Here is a 15,868-nt window from a genome sequence, read left to right on the forward strand (position 1 = left end):
ATAGGGTGGCCCCATGCCCGAGTCCGCCACCCGCGACACGATCACGGCGGTGTGGCGGGACGAATCGGGCCCGTTGATCGCGGCACTCACGCGAATGACCCGCGACGTCGGGCTGGCCGAGGACCTGGCCCAGGACGCGTTCGTCACTGCCCTCGAGCAGTGGCCGACGTCCGGGATCCCGGCCAACCCCGCGGCCTGGTTGATGACCACGGCCAAGCGCCGCGCCATCGACACGTTCCGGCGCGCCGACACGTTGCGCCGCAAGACGGCCGAACTCGAGCGCACCGCAGGGGAGGTGGATCCGATGCCGGACCTGACCTCCCAGGTCGACCACATCGAGGACGACGTCCTGCGCCTGATGTTCCTGTGCTGCCACCCGTCTCTGACCGCGGACTCCCGGGCAGCCCTGACGCTGCGCATGGTCGGCGGGCTGACGACGGTCGAGATCGCCCGCGGCTTCCTCGTCGCCGACGCGACCATGGGCCAGCGCATCGCGCGAGCCAAGAAGACCCTGACCGACGCGAAGGCCGAGTTCGAACTGCCGACGGGCGCCGACCGGATCCGTCGCCTCGACGACGTGATGGCGGTGATCTACCTCGTCTTCAACGAGGGGTACGCCGCCACGGCAGGTGAGGACTGGACCCGCCCCGACCTGGCCGCCGAAGGCATCCGTCTCGCCCGGATGCTCACCGGCCTGGTTCCCGACGAGCCCGAGGTGCACGGACTGCAGGCACTCCTCGAACTCCAGGCGTCCCGGCTCCATGCCCGCACCGACAGCGCCGGCAACCCGCTCCTCCTCGACGACCAGGACCGCAGCCGGTGGGACCACCTGCTGATCCGGCGCGGCGTCACCGCCCTGAAGCGGGCCGAGGACCTGGCGGCCCGCGGCGTGCCGGTCGGGCGGTACTTCCTCCAGGCCCAGATCGCCCACGAGCACGCCCGTACGACGACGGCCGAGGACACGAACTGGCCGCGCATCGCTGCCCTCTACGACCTCCTCCGCGAGGCCGCGCCCGGTCCGGTCGTCGAGGTCAACCGGGCGGTCGCCCACGGCCGGGCACTCGGTCCTGCCGCGGGCATGGCCGTCCTCGACGCCGTACCCGACGACGCCCTCGGGTCCTCGCCCCTGATTCCGAGCGTGCGCGGCGACCTGCTCAGCCGATCAGGTGACCATGCGGGCGCGGCCGAACAGTTCGACGAAGCAGCCCGGCGGACACAGAACGATGCGGAACGTCTCCTCCTGCAGGGTCGGGCGTCACAGAGCAGGGCAGCGCAGTAGGGTCCCGATCATGAGCAACCAGCCCACCTTCGAACAACTCGTCACCCTCCCTGCCTACGCCGAGCAGCCGGTGCCGATGGCGTTCGAGGACAGCAACGGACACCTCAACGTGCGCCACTACCTCGGCATCGGTAGCGAAGGCCTCGACGAGTCGCTGCTCGAGGTCGGCATCCCGTTCAACTGGCCGGCCACGACCGGCCTCGTCGTGCTCTCGGCCGAGCACCACCTGACGTACCTGCACGAACTGAAGACCGGCGACAACATGTCGGTCCGCGTGCGGATCCTCGGTCGCTCGGATCGCGCCGCCCACGCGCTCGTCTACATCCTCGACGACGTGAACCAGCGCGTCGCCTGCGTGTTCGAGGAGATCCTGCTCTGCGTGAAGCTCGACCCCCGCGGTGCCGCATCGTGGCCCGAGGAGATCGGCGCGAACCTCGACACCCGCATCGCCGAGCACGCCGCCCTTCCGTGGGAGCCGGCGACCTCGGGTTGCCTCGGCCTGCGCTGATCCGGGCTGATCCGGGGCTGATCCCGGGCTGACTATTCGTTCTCGACGAGCACCCGGATGCTCGGCAAGAGGGCGAGACCGTTGATGACGACGGAGAAGACCAGCAGGGCGATCGCCCAGTCCTCGTGACCGGCATCCCACAGCGCCAGCGACGCCAGCCCGAACACGACGACCTTGGCCACCGGGCGCACCCAGGTGCCGCCGTACGGCGCCCGCGGCGAGGCGAAGGCGTACCAGACCGTCATGGCCACGCCGGGGAGCAGCCACACGAGCAGCGCTCGCGGATCGTGCTGCCACCCCCAGACGCCGAAGGCCGCCATGGCCAGCAACTCGTCGAGGAACACCAACGCCAGCACCGACCACCCGAAAATCGCGTTCACCCCTCGCATCCTGCACGAGGGGTGAACGCGTTGTGCTCAGAGGCGGGTCAGCGCCAGACGCGGACCCAGTCGACCTGCATCGTTGCCGTGGTCGGCGTCGAAGAGGTGGGGTAGTTCCACCCGGAGCCGAACACCTGGGTCATGACCAGGTAGAACGGCTGGTCGAACGGCTGGGACCCGGTCAGGGGTGCATCCGGCGTCCAGGAGTGCGAGAAGCAGACGTTGCCGTCGTAGAAGAACCGCATCACGGTGGGCGTCCACTCGACACCGTAACGGTGGAACCCGGAGTCAGCACCCGGGACCGGGCAGTTGAAGCCGGTGCTCGAGAACGGGTCCTCGCCCTCGTAGTGGACCGACGGATAGACCGTGGTCGGGTCGCCCGTGAACCACTCGGCCACGTCGATCTCGCCCGACTTCGGCCACCCGCCGTAGGTCTGGTTCTGCGGGTAGAGCCAGAGCGCCGAGTGGACGCCCGGCGCGGTCGCCACAGGGAACTTCGCCCTGAAGTCGAAGCGGCCGTAGGTCTGGGCGAACCGACCCCAACTCGTCACCGTCGACGTCGTCTTCGTTGCCTCGTAGTCGCCGTACGGGCTCTTGCAGATGAACGGAGCCGGCTCGATGCGCGACGTCAACGACAGGACGCCGTTGGCCACCTTCACATGGTCGGCGTCATTGACATAGCAACCGTCGGTGCCCGCAGGCATCCCGGTGATCGCGGTTTCCTGGACCATCCACTTCTTCGGGTCCAGCGTCGATCCGTTGAATTCCTCTTCGAAGGAGCAGGCGTACTTCCCACCCGCCAGCTTCAACGGCTTCTCGCCCCCGCACGACGGCCGGACCGGCGGGCCTGCCGCGGTGGGCTCCGCGCCCACGATGGTCATCGTCGCCAACGCGGCGCTTGCCGCAACCAGTGTGCCAATGATGCGCGCGCGAATCATGGTGTTCCCTCGTCTCCCCCAGAAGCATCGACAAAGTGTCGACGCTCACGTTCACGAGAATCTTGGCGGATTCCGGTCGCTCTCCGACAGGGACGCCGGGTCCCGGACACATGGTCCGTTCGGACTACCGCGGACGGGCAACCGGACCTTGACCTCACCGCCAGACCCGCACCCAGTCGATCTGCAGGTTCGACACAGCGGGCGTCATCGCGGACACGGCATTCCAGCTCAGTCCCATCACCTGCGTCATGACCAAGTAGAACGGCTTGTCGAACGGCCGCGACCCCACCATCGGAGACGCAGCGATCCACGAGTGGATGTGGCAGGCCTTGCCGTCGTACAGGAACCGCATCGTGGTCGGCGTCCACTCGACGGCATAGCGGTGATACCCCGTGGTGGCGGTGGGCACCGTGCAGTCGTGGCCCGTGCCCTTCTTGTTCTCCCCGGCGTAGTGCACGGACGGGTAGACCTTGGTCGGACGGGCACTGAACCATTCCGCGACGTCGACCTCGCCGGAGTGCGGCCACCGGCCATAGCTGTGCTCCTGCGGATAGAGCCACAGGGCCGAGTGCGATCCGGCGACCCTCACGCTGGGGAACCGCGCCCGGAACTCGAACCGACCATAGGTCTGGGCGAAGCGCGTCGTACTGGTCACCGTGCCTGCCGTCGACTTCGCGTTGTACGTGCCACCGAACGGCTGCTTGCAGGCGAAGCGCTCCAGGCGGGAGGCCAGGTTGAGCATTCCGTTCGCCACGAGCACGTTCTGGGGCCGGTTCACGTAGCAGCCCGTGATGCCCGCATGCAGGCCCGTCGTAGCCGTCTCGGTGACGACCCACTTCGTCGGGTCGAGCGTTCTGCCGCTGAAGTCGTCCTCGAACGAGCAGTCGTATCGCCCACCACCGGGCTTGACCGGCCGCTCACCGCCGCAGGTGGGGGTGGGCGCCGCAGCGACCCTGCCGGCCGGGACAACGCCCGGCGAGGCGGACGTCGGCACCGCACCCACGGACGCCAGCACCATGACCGCTCCGGTTGTGACCGCACTGACACACCACACGCCAAACCGGGTCATGCCTGATTCCTCCCCATGAACACACGGTCCGCCCGCGTCAGTCGCGCATCCTGCCCCATCCGGGCCCGTCCGACCAGAGGGACATGCCCGGATACGGTGGCCCGGTGCAGACCCTCGACGATCTCGGCGACCCCGTCGACCTGCCCCGCCCGCCGGTTCGGATCGTGTCGCTGGTGCCCTCGATCACCGAGGCCCTGGCCACCGACGTGCCGGACCGCCTGGTCGGCGCCACCGACTGGTGCACGCACCCCGCCGACCTCGACGTGGCCCGGGTGCGCGGCACGAAGAACCCCGACCTCAAGGCCATCCGCGCGCTCGAGCCCGACCTGGTCGTGGCCAACAAGGAGGAGAACCGTGCACTCGACGTCCGGCGCCTCCGCGACGCCGGCGTGCCGGTCTGGGTCACCGACATCGAGACCGTGCCGCAGGCACTCGACTCGCTCGACCGGCTCTACGAGGTCGCCCTGCAGGTGACGCGACCGGACTGGCTGGCCACGGCACGGGCGCGCTGGGACATTCCCCTTCCATCGACACGGGGGCGGGTCGTCGTACCGATCTGGCGGGACCCGTGGATGGTGGTCGGACCGCGCACGTACACCGGCGACCTGTTGCAGCGCCTCGGCTGGACCCATGTGTACGACGACGGCGAGGACCGCTACCCGGCCGTGGACCTGGCCGCGATCGACCGTGCCGACCTCGACCTGGTCCTGCTGCCCGACGAGCCCTACGTCTTCACCGAGTCGGACGGGCCCGACGCGTTCACGCAGGTGCCGACGCGACTGGTGTCCGGGCGCCTGCTGACCTGGTACGGCCCGGCGATGGTCGAGGCGTACGACGTGCTGTCATCCTGACCCGCATGCGCGCCCTCCTGCTCGGCATCGCCCTCGCGGTCATCGGCTGCGTGGTGCTGCCCGTGTCGGCGTACTTCCTCGACGAGATCGAAACGAGCCCGGGGTCGACTGGGGGCCTGATCGTCCCCGTGCACCTCGCGCTCACCGCGCTCATCGGAGCCGGACTCGGGACCGCCGTGCTCTCACGGGATCACTCGACGCGACGCCGCGCCCTGACCGGCGCCGGCCTGGGTCTCCTCGGAGCCGTGGTCGGGCTCGTCGTGATGTACCTGCTGCTGAGCGGCGCCCTCGTCGTCGGCTGAGCCCGCCAGCACTCAGGCGTGGACGTGCTCACCCGGGCCGTGCACCTTCATCCCGGCCGGGTCGTCGAGGTTCCACGACATCTCGAACGTGCGCCGGTAGCCGGTGTGCTGGATGCGCCAGCCGTCCGCGGTGCGCACGTAGCGGTCGGTGTAGAACGCGCCGCCCTCGAGCGCGAACCGGAACTTGTCGACGATCACCTTGTCGTGGAGGTACCAGCGCCCCGAGGCGGCGTCGGGGTCCTCGGGGTCGATGTCGATCTCGGGGTGGTGCGCCTGGTGCATGGTCAGCACGCCCTCGCCCATGTTGGCGCGCATGTAGTCGACGAGTTGGACCGGGTCCTCGAAGACGAGGCCGTTGTAGTCCGCCGTCGCGTCGGCCGCGAAGCAGGAGGCGAAGTCGTCCCACTGCTTGGTGTCCAGGCACCGCAGGTAGCGGTACTTGAGGCGAGTGATCGCGGCGATGTCGGCGAGGTCGACAGTGCTGTCGGGGGCGGCCATGGCGGGGACTGTAGTGCTGATCACAGCACCTGACACCGGCTCGTAACCACTGAGCAGGATTTCAGAAACCTCACTGGATCACAGTGAAGACATGAAGAAGACGACCTCCCCTGAGACCCAGACCGCGGTTCGTCACCTCGAGTCGGTCGATGCCCCATCGGGCACCCTGACCGACGCCGAGGCCGCTGCGGCCAACGCCATCGCTCGACGGGCGGCCCTCCGCGACCGCCACGCCCAGCGCCTCACCACCTTGATGGAGCAGCGCCGCGACCTGCGCGGCGTCCACCAGCTCGCGGACTTCGTGGACGACGCGATCCGCTGGACCGCCTGACCCTGTTCGCCGCGTAGGTCAGCGGCGTCGGCGCGCGGTGCCGAACATGCCCCGCGCGATCTCGGCGGCAGCGGTTCGCATGAACTGCTTGAACGCCGACGACTTCACGACGTCGCTGACCACGCCACCGTCGTCCTTCTTGCGGACGCCGGATCCGCTCGACTTCGGGCCCGACTTCTCCTTGGCCGCTGCGGCCTTCTCCTGCGCCTCGGCCTCGGCCTGGGCGCCCTCCTCGAGCTTCTTCGCAAGGATCTCGCGGGCCGACTCGCGGTCGACGACCGTCGCGTACGTCGCAAAGCGCGGGCTGGCCTTGACGGTCGCTTCCATCGACTCGGTGGCGCTGGGCGCCATCAGCGACTCGGGCGCGCGCAGCCGGGTCCAGGCCACGGGCGTCGGTGCACCGCGCTCGCCCATCACGGTCACGATCGCCTCGCCGGTGCCGAGTGTCGTCAGCACCTCGCCGAGGTCGTCGTACTCGCTGTTGGGGTAGGTGTTGACGGTCGCCTTGAGCGCCTTGGCGTCGTTCGGGGTGTGGGCACGCAGCGCGTGCTGGATCCGCGAACCGAGCTGGGCGAGCACTTCGTCGGGTACGTCGGTGGGGCTCTGCGTCACGAAGAAGACACCCACGCCCTTGGAACGGATCAGGCGCACCGTCTGGGCGATCTGGTCCAGGAAGGGCCTGGACGCGTCGCGGAACAACAGGTGCGCCTCGTCGAAGAAGAACACCAGCTTCGGCTTGTCGACGTCGCCGACCTCGGGCAGGTCGTGGAACAGGTCCGCGAGCAGCCACATCAGGAAGGTCGAGAAGATCGCCGGCCGCTCCTGGAGGTTCGGCAGCTCGACCAGGCTGATCAGGCCGCGCTCGTCGCCCGCCATCTGCAGCAGGTCTGCGGAGTTGAACTCGGGCTCCCCGAAGAACGCCTCGGCACCCTGGTCGGCGAACGTGATCAGCTCGCGCAGGATGACACCGGCCGTGGCAGCGGACAGACCGCCGAGCTCCTTGAGCTCCGGCTTGCCCTCGTCGCTGGTCAGGTGCTGGACGACGGCGCGCAGGTCGGCGAGGTCGAGCAGCGGCAGGCCGGCCTTGTCGGCGTAGTGGAAGACCAGCCCGAGGCTGGACTCCTGGGTGTCGTTGAGGCCGAGGATCCGGCTGAGCAGGATCGGGCCGAACGACGAGATGGTGACCCGGATCGGGATGCCGATGCCCTGGCCGCCGAGCGCGTAGTACTCCACCGGGAACCCGGTCGCGGTCCACGCCTGGCCGACCGAGGTGGTGCGGGCGATCAGCTTCTCGTTCGACACACCCGGGGTGGCCAGGCCGGAGAGGTCGCCCTTGATGTCGGCGGCGAAGACCGGGACGCCGGCCGCGCTGAGCTGCTCGGCCATCAACTGGAGGGTCTTCGTCTTGCCCGTACCGGTCGCGCCGGCCACCAGGCCGTGCCGGTTGAGCATGGAGAGCGGGATCCGGATGGTGCTGCCCGTCAGCCCGTCGGGGCCGGTCATCAGACCACCCAGCTCCAGCGCCGCACCCTCGAAGGCGTATCCCGGGGCGATGGCCGCCTCGAGGGCGCTGGTCGCTGCCGGCGGTGCCTCGGGGGCGGCGGGGGCGGGCGTCTCGACAGCGGGCGTCGGCTCCTGAGTCATGGCCTGAACTCTAGTGGCGAAGTGGGACGAACCGCGGCGACCGAGGCGCGGCACCTAGACTCGCCAGCAGTGATCTTCAAGCGCGTGGGCGTCGGGCGTCCCTATCCCGACCATGGGCTCACCTCCCGGGGATGGGCTGCTGTGCCCCCACGCCAGGTCCGCCTCGACGAGCTCGTCACCACCAAGGAGACGCTGCAACTCTCCTCGTTGCTCGACGACGACTCGACTTTCTACGGTGACTTGTTCGCCCACGTGGTGTTGTGGAGGGATGAGTTCTATCTGGAAGACGGGTTGCACCGTGCCCTGCGCGCCGCCCTACAACAGCGCAACGTGCTGCACGCCCGCGTCGTCCGGATGGAGGGCTGACGCGTGATGCTCGACGCGCGCGCGAGCAGCCGCTCCGCCATCACCCTGGTCGTCCTGGGCGTGATCTTCCTGGCCGGCCTGACCTGGGCGTGGTCCCGCGTCACCGAACCGTTCCCTGAACGCGCCGAGGCGGCTCCCTGCACCAGCACGCTGATCCGGGAGGGCGAGGACCTCGCGCCGCCGCAGGTCCTCGTGACCGTCCTGAACGCCGGCGGCAGCAACGGGCTCGCGAGCAGCACCATGGCCAAGCTCGCCGGATTCGGCTTCGTCGCCGGCAAGACCGGCAACGCCCCGAACGGCACCGCCCCGCTGGCCGCCCAGGTGTGGGCGAGCGACCCCAACGACCCGGCGGCGATGCTGCTGGCGTCGTACCTCGGCAAGAACGTGGAGATCGTCGACCAGCCGTCGGGCTACCCCGGGGTCACCATCGTGGTCGGCAAGAAGTTCAAGGGGGTCCGCAAGGGACACCCGACGATCACCGCGCAGAGCGACAGCTACGTCTGTACGCCGCCGCTGAGCACCGAGCCCGAACCAGTCGTCTGAGTCGTCGCCTGAATCGTCGGCTGACTAGCGCCGGGTCGGCGGGTTGTCCTCGCCCAGCCACTGCGCGAGCCGCCCTCCGGAGCTGACTTGGCGGAGCCGCTGCTCGGTGGCTTCGCGCAGCTTGCGCGGCGTCACGACGATCATGTCGTCGCCATGGCGCAGGACGGTACGACGCTCCGGCACCTTGGCCTCGCCGTCACGGACGATCATCGACACGCTCGCCCCCGTGGGCAGGCGCAGTTCGCCGACCTCCACCCCGTGGAGCTGCGACTTGGGACTGATGGTGACCTGCAGCAGGTCGGCCGCGACCCGGTCGAGCGGGGCCGCCTCCACTTCGATCCCCCGCGGCTCCGAACGTCGCGCCACCTTCAGCACCCGCGCCGCGAGCGGCAGGGTCGGGCCCGTGAGCAACGTGTAGACGATGACCATCACGAAGACGATGTCGAACAGACGGGTCGCTCCGTCGACGCCTTCGGCGAGCGGGATGGTCGTGAGCACGATCGGGACCGCGCCCCGCAGCCCGGCCCACGACATGAAGCCGAGCTCGTTCACAGGCGTGCGTTCGCCGAACGGTCGGAGGACGGCGGCGCTCACTGCCACCGACACCGGGCGCGCCACGAAGGTCAGGATCAGGCCGGCCACGATGGCGAGGCCGACGACATTCCACGTCAACCGGTCCGGCGACAGCAGCAGCCCGAGCATCACGAACAGCCCGATCTGGGCGATCCAGGCCAGTCCTTCGACGAAGGATCGCGTGGTGACCCGGTGGGGCAGGTCGGCGTTGCCGAGGGCCAGCGCGGCGACGTACACGGCAGCGAAGCCGCTGGCATGCACGGCCGCAGCGGCGCCGTACGCGACGAGGGTGAGGCAGAGGATCGCGATCGGATAGAGACCGGACGACGGAAGCGCTGCGCGGCGCATGATCCAGGCACCGCCGAAACCGGCGGCCAGGCCGAAGGCCACGCCGGCGATCAGCTCGTAGATCACGATGCCGGTGCTGCCGAGGAGGCCGTGCTCGGCGAAGGCGCCCGACGAGACGAGGGTGACGATCACGACCGTCGGCGCGTCGTTGAGACCGGACTCCGCCTCGAGCGTGCCGGTGATCCGCTTCGGCAACGGCACCACGCGCAGCACCGAGAACACGGCCGCAGCATCGGTGGGCGAGCAGACCGCGCCGAGCAGGACCGCCAGCTCCCACGGCAGGCCGAGCAGGTAGTGCCCACCGGCCGCCACGATCCCGATCGAGACGACGACGCCGAGCGTTGCGAGGGACAGCCCCATCCGCATCGCTGGTCGAGCGTCACGCCAGTTCGTCGTGAGGCCACCCTCGGCGAGGATGATCGCCAGCGCGGCGAAGCCGAGTGCGTGGGCGAGCTGGGCGTCTTCGAACCCGATGCCCGCTCCGCCCTCGCCGAGGGCGACACCCATCAGCAGGTAGACCAGGAGGCTCGGCAGGCCCACGCCCGATGACAATCGGACGGCGAGGACGGCCAGCAGCGTCACCCCGGCACCCACCAGGACGAACGTGTCGAGCTGATGGACATCGAACGTCAAGAGGGCACCTCAGGGTCACTCGGCTCTCGTCGGGTGGCGGGACCGTAGTCTATCGGTAGAACGTGTTCTAGATTAGGTCCATGACGACTGCCCTCCCTGCCGGACTCGCCCTTCCCGAGACGGTCTCCGCCGACCAGTTGACCCCGGACACCGAGTCCTTCGACGTCGTGGTCGTGGGCTTCGGCATCGCCGGCGGGTGCGCGGCTCTCGAAGCCGCCCGCGACGGGGCCCGGGTGCTCCTGCTCGAGCGGGCTGCCGTGCACGGCGGCACGTCCTCGATGTCGGGCGGCCACTTCTACCTCGGCGGCGGTACGGCGGTGCAGCAGGCGACCGGACACGAGGACCCGGTCGAGGAGATGGTGCGCTACCTGATGGCGAGCACCAAGGACCCCGACGAACAGAAGATCCGCGCGTACTGCGAGGGATCGGTCGCGCACTTCGACTGGCTCGAGGCGCTCGGCTTCGAGTTCGAACGCTCCTTCTTCCCCGGCAAGGCGGTCATCCAGCCCGGCACCCAGGGCCTGATGTTCACGGGCAACGAGAAGGTCTGGCCCTTCCGCGACGACATCAAGCCGGCACCGCGCGGCCACAAGGTCCCGGTGCCCGGCGACACCGAAGGCACCCGGATCGTGATGGACCTGCTCCGCGACCAGGTCGAGAAGGCCGGCGTCGAGGTCCGCTACGAGACCGGCGCGACCAACCTCGTCGTCGACGGCGACCGCGTGGTCGGGCTGGCCTGGAAGTCGTTCGAGAAGACCGGCGTGGTCCGTGCCGGCGGCGTGGTCATCGCGGCCGGTGGCTTCGTGAACAACCAGGACATGGTCGACCACTACACGCCGGCGCTGAAGTCCGCGACGTTCACCCTCGGGTCGACGTACGACGACGGGCTGGCGATCCGGTTGGGCGAGTCCGTGGGCGCGGCCCTCGAGAACATGGACGAACCGTTCATCACCGCGCCGTTCTACCCGCCGTCCGACCTGGTCAAGGGAGTGATCGTGAACCGGGACGGCCAGCGGTTCGTGGCCGAGGACAGCTACCACGCGCGGACGTCGTACGAGGTGCTGCGGCAGCCCGGCGGGGTCGCGTTCCTGATTGTCGACAGCGACCACTACGAGGAGCAGCGGATGTCGCTCGCTCCCTTGAAGGACGGCTTCGAGACCATCGAGGAGATGGAGTCCGGACTCGGCCTCCCCGAGGGCTCGCTCGTGGCCACGATGACCAGTTACAACAAGCACGCCGCAGCCGGCGAGGACCCGGAACTGCACAAGCACCCCGACTGGCTCGCCCCGCAGACCACCGCACCGTGGGCCGTCCTGGAGCTGAGCCTGGGTGTCGCCTACTACGCCGGCTTCACCCTCGGCGGCATGGCCACCACCGTCGACGGAGAGGTACGACGCCCCGACGGTTCGGTCATCCCCGGCCTGTACGCCGCCGGCGCCTGCGCCTCCAACATCGCCCAGGACGGTGCCGGCTACTGCTCGGGCACCCAGCTCGGAGAGGGTTCGTTCTTCGGGCGCCGCGCGGGTCTCCACGCGTCTCGCTACGCTCGCTGATGTGACCAGCAGGTACGCCGCAGCGGCGCGGGCGAACGTGCCGCCGTTCCATGTCATGGACCTGCTGGCGGGGGCGGCGGAGCGGCAGCGCACCCATAGCGACCTGGTCAATCTCGTCGCCGGCCAGCCCAGCACGGGGGCGCCGGCGCCGGTCAACGCCGAGGCGATCCGGTTGCTCAGCACGGGCGACCCGCTCGGCTACACGACTTCGACGGGCATTCCCGAACTCCGCACGGCGATCGCCGGCCACTACCGCCGCTCGTACGCGCTGGAGATCAGCCCGGTCGACGTCATCGTCACCACGGGCTCGAGCGGCGGCTTCCTGCTCGCGTTCCTCGCCGCCTTCGACGCGGGCGACCGCGTGGCCATCGCACGGCCCGGCTACCCCTGCTACCGCAATGTCCTCAGTGCGCTGGGTTGCGAGCTGGTCGAGATCCCGACCGGCCCGGCGACCCGCTTCCAGCCAACCGTCGAGCAATTGGCCCAGGCGCATGCCCACACCCCGTTCGCCGGGCTCGTCGTGGCGAGTCCCGCGAACCCGACGGGCACGATGTTGCTGCCCGAGGAACTGGCGGCGATCGCGGCCTGGTGCGACACGACCGGCGTCCAGCTGGTCTCCGACGAGATCTACCACGGCATCGAGTACGCCGACGGCCCTGGCAGCACCGACAGCCTCGCGAGCTCGGCCTGGCAGACCTCGCGTGAAGCCGTGGTCTTCGGGTCGTTCTCGAAGTACTTCTCGATGACGGGCTGGCGGCTCGGCTGGATGCTGGCCCCCGAGCGACTGCGCCGGCCGGTCGACGTACTCACGGGCAACTTCAGCATCTGCCCGCCCGTCCTGGCCCAGCACGCCGCGCTGGCGGCGTTCGACGATGCGTCGTACGCGGAGCTCAACGCGCACGTCGGTCGGTATGCCCACAACCGCGGCCTGTTGCTCGACGGCCTGCGCCGACTCGGCATCACCGAACTCGCCCCGGCCGACGGCGCGTTCTACGCCTACGCCGACGTCCGGCACCTGACGAACGACTCGATGGCCTACGCCCGCGACCTGCTCGCCCGCACCGGAGTCGCGGTCGCCACCGGCATCGACTTCGACACGGTCGACGGAGGCAAGTTCCTCCGCTTCAGCTTTGCCGGTACGACGGCCGACATCGTCACCGCGCTCGACCGCCTCGACGGACACCTCTGAAACAACAGGTTTGAAGGCGTCGATCCGGGGAAGGGGCGCGTTTCATGTACGGCGACACGGAACTCATCCGACGCCGCGTCTCGTCGTTGCGCGACCAGGGCGCGGAGGTGCGGGCCATGGCCGACGAACTGGTGGCGCGGGTCGAAGGCCTCGGCTGGACCGGCCGCGCGGCCGACGCGATGACCGAACGCGTCTCTGACCGCGCGCGCCATCTGCGCACAGCCGCCGACGGCCACGTGGCCGCAGCGGACGCCCTTGCCTCGCATGCCGAAGCCGTGGACGTGGCCACCGACGACATCGCGAACGTCGAGGCCCGGGTGACCGCGATGGTTGCCGACGCACAGGGCCGGATCGCGGCGATCACCGCTGCCAACGAGGACGGCCGTCCCGCGGTCACCCCCGATCCCACCGACGAGATCCTGGCCGCGTTCGTGGCCCCGCCACGCGGACACCGCGACTGGCTCGACGTCGACGTCCCCGGACTGGAGCGCTGATCGTGCCCACCATCGACCTCACCCGGATCCCGTCGCGCGAGCCGGTCCCGCCCGCCCCCGTGCCGCTGCGCAGCCCGATCGACGCCGCACCCCGCCGCGTGGGCGTCACGCTTCCCGAACTCCAGTACGCCGCCCGGTTGGCCGGCGACGCTCCGCTGCCGTTCGACGTGGCACCGCCCGTGGCCGCCGACGCCATGCAGTCGCGGCTGGGCCAGAGCCCGTCCACGACCGAGGACCAGTCGTACCGCTCCGTCGTCGACGCGTTGCACGAGCCCGTCGAGTCGCTGACCCGCCGCGGCCTGGTCGTCGACGGTGTCCTCGACGCTGGTGTGGCCGGAGCCATCGGCCTGCTCGCCGCTCCCCACATCGCGCTCGACGCCGACCTGCGGGTCGGTGACGTCCAGGCCAAGGTCTGGCACCGCCAGGAAGGAGCGGCCGTCGCGTCGCTCTCCACCGTCGACGGCATCGTCTTCGAACTCGGCTGGTTCGGCATCGATGCCTGGGCGACCGAACTGGCCCGCGTCGCTGCCCCGTCGGAGGAGGCAGCACTCAAGGCCTCCGTCCTGCCGTCGTACGTCGACCTCCCGCTCGAGCTCGCGGACGCGGCCGCCGAGGCCGTCCGGGTCGGCCGGGGTGACCTCATTCCGGTGCTGACCTCGCGTCACTCCGGCGCCACCCGGGGACCCGACGGCGTGCTGTCCGACGACGTGGTGGCCCGGTTGCTGGTGGCCCTGTCGGGCGAGGCGCAGGGCCGGTTGCGTGCCCTGGTGGCCGACGTGTCCGGCGACGAGGTCGACACGGTCGGCGTCGTGTCCTGGACGCTCCTCGCCGATGGCTGGCGCGCCCTGCGACCACACCACGAGGACGGCGTCCTGCGCCTGGAGATCCGGGCGGTGGAGCCCGCCGACCTGGCTGGCGTCATCGCTCCCGTGATGGCTCCCCTCGTCGCGAACTCTTCCGGGGAGGCCCGATGACCCCCGAGACCGTCGACCCGGTCCTGTCTGCTGCTACCGCCGAGTCCCGCGAGGCGCCGGCGACCGCGGTCGAGGCCGCGGACCTGGCCGACAAGTACGACCAGATGCTGCGCCTGGCCGACCTGTTCGACGACGCCGGTGCGCAGATGCGCGAGTGGGCCAAGCTCGGCCGTGACGTGCTGACCGACCCGGAGATCGCGGCGTCGACGCCGCTGTCGCCGCGCACCTGGGCCACCGCCGAGGAGGAGTTGCGCGCCGCGACCACCGGCAAGGACGGCCTGTTGAGCCGTTCCATCGAACTGGACGCCGACGCCCTGATCCTGCGGGCCACGGTGCTGACCTACCGCTGGATCGACGAACTCCAGGCCGCCGCCTACGAGACGCTGGGCTCGATCGCCGGCCGGGCCATCGGGTACCTCGCGCCGCAGGTCAGCCTCGGCGGCGCGATCGTCGCCGCCGGCCTGATCGAGACCGACGCCCTCGACCGTGACGGCGTCGCCTCCTATCTCAACGACCTGGCGGCTGCGAACCCCGAACTGATGGACCACGTCACCACGGGTGGCGGGCTCCTCGACAGCCTCCAGATGCGCGGACTCCTGACCGCCGGCGTGCTCTCCGGCGAGAGCGGCCGCGCAGCACGGGCCGGTGGCCTGCGCGCTGCGGGCGTCGCCCCGCTGACCTCCGACTGGGGTGCCGCGCTGCGCGATGTCGCGATGGGCGCCAGCGACCCGGTCGAGACCGCGGCCCCTGCCGCGAACCCGGCCCCCGAGCCCCGCTCCGATGCACCGGACGGCCTCGGTGACCTGATGGCCCTGCTCACCGGCAGCGACCACGCGAGCGACCCGGTCCGCATCCTGCAGGTCGGGCCAGGTCGGCTCGTCGCCCTGCTCACCGGCCCCGGCGGGCCCGGCCCGGCGCCGGGGCGCCTCCGCCTGGTCTCCGGCGACCAGTCCGGCTACGCCGCCGACGTGATCCGCGCCCTGGCCGCAGCAGCGACCGACACCGACGAGCCGACCCGCGTGATGCTGGTCGGGCGCGGCGCCGGTGGCGCGGCGGCCCTCGAGATCGCTACGCGCGCGGACCTGCCGGGCTTCGTGGTCGACCAGGTGGTGACCGCGAACGCGCCGTCGGCGCAGGTGCCGCACCTGTCGGGCGACGTACTCGTGCTGTCCCTGGAGGACCGCTCCGACCCGGTCGCGCTGCTCGGTTCGCTGATCAACGCGACGTCGGCCAACCGCCTCACCGTCGTCTACGACGCCGCGGGCGACCCGGGCCTTCCGGCGCTCGTCGCCGGGGGCCGGGCAGCGGACCGCGCCGACCACCCGGACCTGGTGGCGGCCCTCGCGCGGTGGCGCGAGCAGGGCTATCTGCGCCCCTCCGCCTGACCTCTCGAAC

Annotated in this window: 18 protein-coding genes; 12 read left to right on the forward strand and 6 right to left on the reverse strand. The window is 70.3% G+C overall.

Going from position 1 to position 15,868, the window contains the following annotated elements; translation table 11 throughout:
• Positions 1-13: 13 nt before the first annotated feature.
• Both HRC28_RS00085 and HRC28_RS00090 read left to right on the forward strand, forming a co-directional pair.
• Complete coding sequence (locus HRC28_RS00085) at positions 14-1,279, forward strand: RNA polymerase sigma factor (protein WP_182378067.1); 1,266 nt, start codon at positions 14-16, stop codon at positions 1,277-1,279.
• Between the two features lie 10 nt (positions 1,280-1,289).
• Positions 1,290-1,787 carry a thioesterase family protein gene (locus tag HRC28_RS00090; protein WP_182378068.1) on the forward strand — a complete coding sequence of 166 codons (498 nt, stop codon included), beginning with the start codon at positions 1,290-1,292 and terminating at the stop codon, positions 1,785-1,787.
• A gap of 32 nt (positions 1,788-1,819) precedes the next feature.
• Here the strand turns inward: HRC28_RS00090 and HRC28_RS00095 are convergent, their stop codons facing one another.
• From HRC28_RS00095 to HRC28_RS00105, 3 genes are all read right to left on the reverse strand, one after another.
• On the reverse strand, positions 1,820-2,167 hold the full coding sequence (locus HRC28_RS00095; protein ID WP_182378069.1) for a YrdB family protein: 348 nt from the start codon (positions 2,165-2,167) through the stop codon (positions 1,820-1,822).
• A 47-nt stretch (positions 2,168-2,214) separates the two neighbouring features.
• Positions 2,215-3,105: a glycoside hydrolase family 16 protein gene (locus HRC28_RS00100; RefSeq protein WP_182378070.1), complete on the reverse strand. Its 891-nt coding sequence runs from the start codon at positions 3,103-3,105 to the stop codon at positions 2,215-2,217.
• 154 nt (positions 3,106-3,259) lie between these two features.
• Positions 3,260-4,174, reverse strand: a complete 915-nt coding sequence (locus HRC28_RS00105) for a glycoside hydrolase family 16 protein (protein WP_182378071.1) — start codon at positions 4,172-4,174, stop codon at positions 3,260-3,262.
• A 104-nt stretch (positions 4,175-4,278) separates the two neighbouring features.
• Between HRC28_RS00105 and HRC28_RS00110 the strand changes: the two genes are divergently transcribed.
• Together HRC28_RS00110 and HRC28_RS00115 are read left to right on the forward strand one after the other, a co-directional pair.
• Positions 4,279-5,025, forward strand: coding sequence for a helical backbone metal receptor (locus HRC28_RS00110; protein ID WP_237111647.1), 747 nt, complete (start codon positions 4,279-4,281; stop codon positions 5,023-5,025).
• 5 nt (positions 5,026-5,030) lie between these two features.
• Positions 5,031-5,327, forward strand: coding sequence for a hypothetical protein (locus tag HRC28_RS00115; protein WP_182378073.1), 297 nt, complete (start codon positions 5,031-5,033; stop codon positions 5,325-5,327).
• 12 nt (positions 5,328-5,339) lie between these two features.
• Here HRC28_RS00115 and HRC28_RS00120 read toward each other — a convergent pair whose 3' ends face one another.
• Positions 5,340-5,825 carry a nuclear transport factor 2 family protein gene (locus tag HRC28_RS00120; RefSeq protein WP_182378074.1) on the reverse strand — a complete coding sequence of 162 codons (486 nt, stop codon included), beginning with the start codon at positions 5,823-5,825 and terminating at the stop codon, positions 5,340-5,342.
• A gap of 91 nt (positions 5,826-5,916) precedes the next feature.
• Between HRC28_RS00120 and HRC28_RS00125 the strand changes: the two genes are divergently transcribed.
• Entirely contained in the window at positions 5,917-6,156 is a 240-nt protein-coding gene (locus HRC28_RS00125; protein WP_182381001.1) for a hypothetical protein, read from the forward strand.
• A gap of 18 nt (positions 6,157-6,174) precedes the next feature.
• Here the strand turns inward: HRC28_RS00125 and HRC28_RS00130 are convergent, their stop codons facing one another.
• A complete protein-coding gene (locus tag HRC28_RS00130) occupies positions 6,175-7,800 on the reverse strand; it encodes a helicase HerA-like domain-containing protein (protein WP_182378075.1) in 1,626 nt (541 codons plus the stop codon).
• Positions 7,801-7,869: 69 nt separating this feature from the next.
• Here HRC28_RS00130 and HRC28_RS00135 point away from each other — a divergent pair, with 69 nt between their 5' ends.
• The gene (locus HRC28_RS00135) at positions 7,870-8,166 is read left to right on the forward strand and encodes a type II toxin-antitoxin system VapB family antitoxin (protein WP_182378076.1); all 297 of its coding nucleotides are present in this window, start codon (positions 7,870-7,872) and stop codon (positions 8,164-8,166) included.
• A gap of 6 nt (positions 8,167-8,172) precedes the next feature.
• Positions 8,173-8,709 (forward strand): LytR C-terminal domain-containing protein, encoded by a 537-nt coding sequence (locus HRC28_RS00140; protein WP_237111887.1) that lies wholly within the window; start codon positions 8,173-8,175, stop codon positions 8,707-8,709.
• Positions 8,710-8,733: 24 nt separating this feature from the next.
• On the opposite strand, the gene HRC28_RS00145 is transcribed toward HRC28_RS00140, so the two are convergent.
• Entirely contained in the window at positions 8,734-10,263 is a 1,530-nt protein-coding gene (locus HRC28_RS00145) for a potassium/proton antiporter (RefSeq protein WP_182378078.1), read from the reverse strand.
• A gap of 80 nt (positions 10,264-10,343) precedes the next feature.
• Between HRC28_RS00145 and HRC28_RS00150 the strand changes: the two genes are divergently transcribed.
• From HRC28_RS00150 to HRC28_RS00170, 5 genes are read left to right on the forward strand one after another with little or no spacing between them, the layout of a single operon-like run.
• Positions 10,344-11,816: an FAD-binding protein gene (locus tag HRC28_RS00150; protein WP_182378079.1), complete on the forward strand. Its 1,473-nt coding sequence runs from the start codon at positions 10,344-10,346 to the stop codon at positions 11,814-11,816.
• Position 11,817: 1 nt separating this feature from the next.
• A complete protein-coding gene (locus HRC28_RS00155; protein ID WP_237111648.1) occupies positions 11,818-13,005 on the forward strand; it encodes an aminotransferase class I/II-fold pyridoxal phosphate-dependent enzyme in 1,188 nt (395 codons plus the stop codon).
• 44 nt (positions 13,006-13,049) lie between these two features.
• Positions 13,050-13,499 carry a putative T7SS-secreted protein gene (locus HRC28_RS00160; protein ID WP_182378080.1) on the forward strand — a complete coding sequence of 150 codons (450 nt, stop codon included), beginning with the start codon at positions 13,050-13,052 and terminating at the stop codon, positions 13,497-13,499.
• A gap of 2 nt (positions 13,500-13,501) precedes the next feature.
• Positions 13,502-14,473: a hypothetical protein gene (locus HRC28_RS00165; RefSeq protein WP_182378081.1), complete on the forward strand. Its 972-nt coding sequence runs from the start codon at positions 13,502-13,504 to the stop codon at positions 14,471-14,473.
• Positions 14,470-15,858 (forward strand): hypothetical protein, encoded by a 1,389-nt coding sequence (locus HRC28_RS00170; RefSeq protein ID WP_182378082.1) that lies wholly within the window; start codon positions 14,470-14,472, stop codon positions 15,856-15,858. Before HRC28_RS00165 ends, HRC28_RS00170 begins: the two co-directional genes overlap by 4 nt.
• Positions 15,859-15,868 lie beyond the last annotated feature (10 nt).

It is taken from the genome of Nocardioides sp. WS12, assembly GCF_014108865.1.
Taxonomy (GTDB): Bacteria; Actinomycetota; Actinomycetes; order Propionibacteriales; family Nocardioidaceae; genus Nocardioides.

Coding starts and splice junctions, on each gene's coding strand:
- HRC28_RS00085 (WP_182378067.1), top strand. CDS start 14: ATGCCCGAGTCCGCCACCCGCGACACGATCACGGCGGTGTGGCGGGAC.
- HRC28_RS00090 (WP_182378068.1), top strand. CDS start 1,290: ATGAGCAACCAGCCCACCTTCGAACAACTCGTCACCCTCCCTGCCTAC.
- HRC28_RS00100 (WP_182378070.1), bottom strand. CDS start 3,105: ATGATTCGCGCGCGCATCATTGGCACACTGGTTGCGGCAAGCGCCGCG.
- HRC28_RS00105 (WP_182378071.1), bottom strand. CDS start 4,174: ATGACCCGGTTTGGCGTGTGGTGTGTCAGTGCGGTCACAACCGGAGCG.
- HRC28_RS00115 (WP_182378073.1), top strand. CDS start 5,031: ATGCGCGCCCTCCTGCTCGGCATCGCCCTCGCGGTCATCGGCTGCGTG.
- HRC28_RS00120 (WP_182378074.1), bottom strand. CDS start 5,825: ATGGCCGCCCCCGACAGCACTGTCGACCTCGCCGACATCGCCGCGATC.
- HRC28_RS00125 (WP_182381001.1), top strand. CDS start 5,917: ATGAAGAAGACGACCTCCCCTGAGACCCAGACCGCGGTTCGTCACCTC.
- HRC28_RS00130 (WP_182378075.1), bottom strand. CDS start 7,800: ATGACTCAGGAGCCGACGCCCGCTGTCGAGACGCCCGCCCCCGCCGCC.
- HRC28_RS00140 (WP_237111887.1), top strand. CDS start 8,173: ATGCTCGACGCGCGCGCGAGCAGCCGCTCCGCCATCACCCTGGTCGTC.
- HRC28_RS00150 (WP_182378079.1), top strand. CDS start 10,344: ATGACGACTGCCCTCCCTGCCGGACTCGCCCTTCCCGAGACGGTCTCC.
- HRC28_RS00160 (WP_182378080.1), top strand. CDS start 13,050: ATGTACGGCGACACGGAACTCATCCGACGCCGCGTCTCGTCGTTGCGC.
- HRC28_RS00170 (WP_182378082.1), top strand. CDS start 14,470: ATGACCCCCGAGACCGTCGACCCGGTCCTGTCTGCTGCTACCGCCGAG.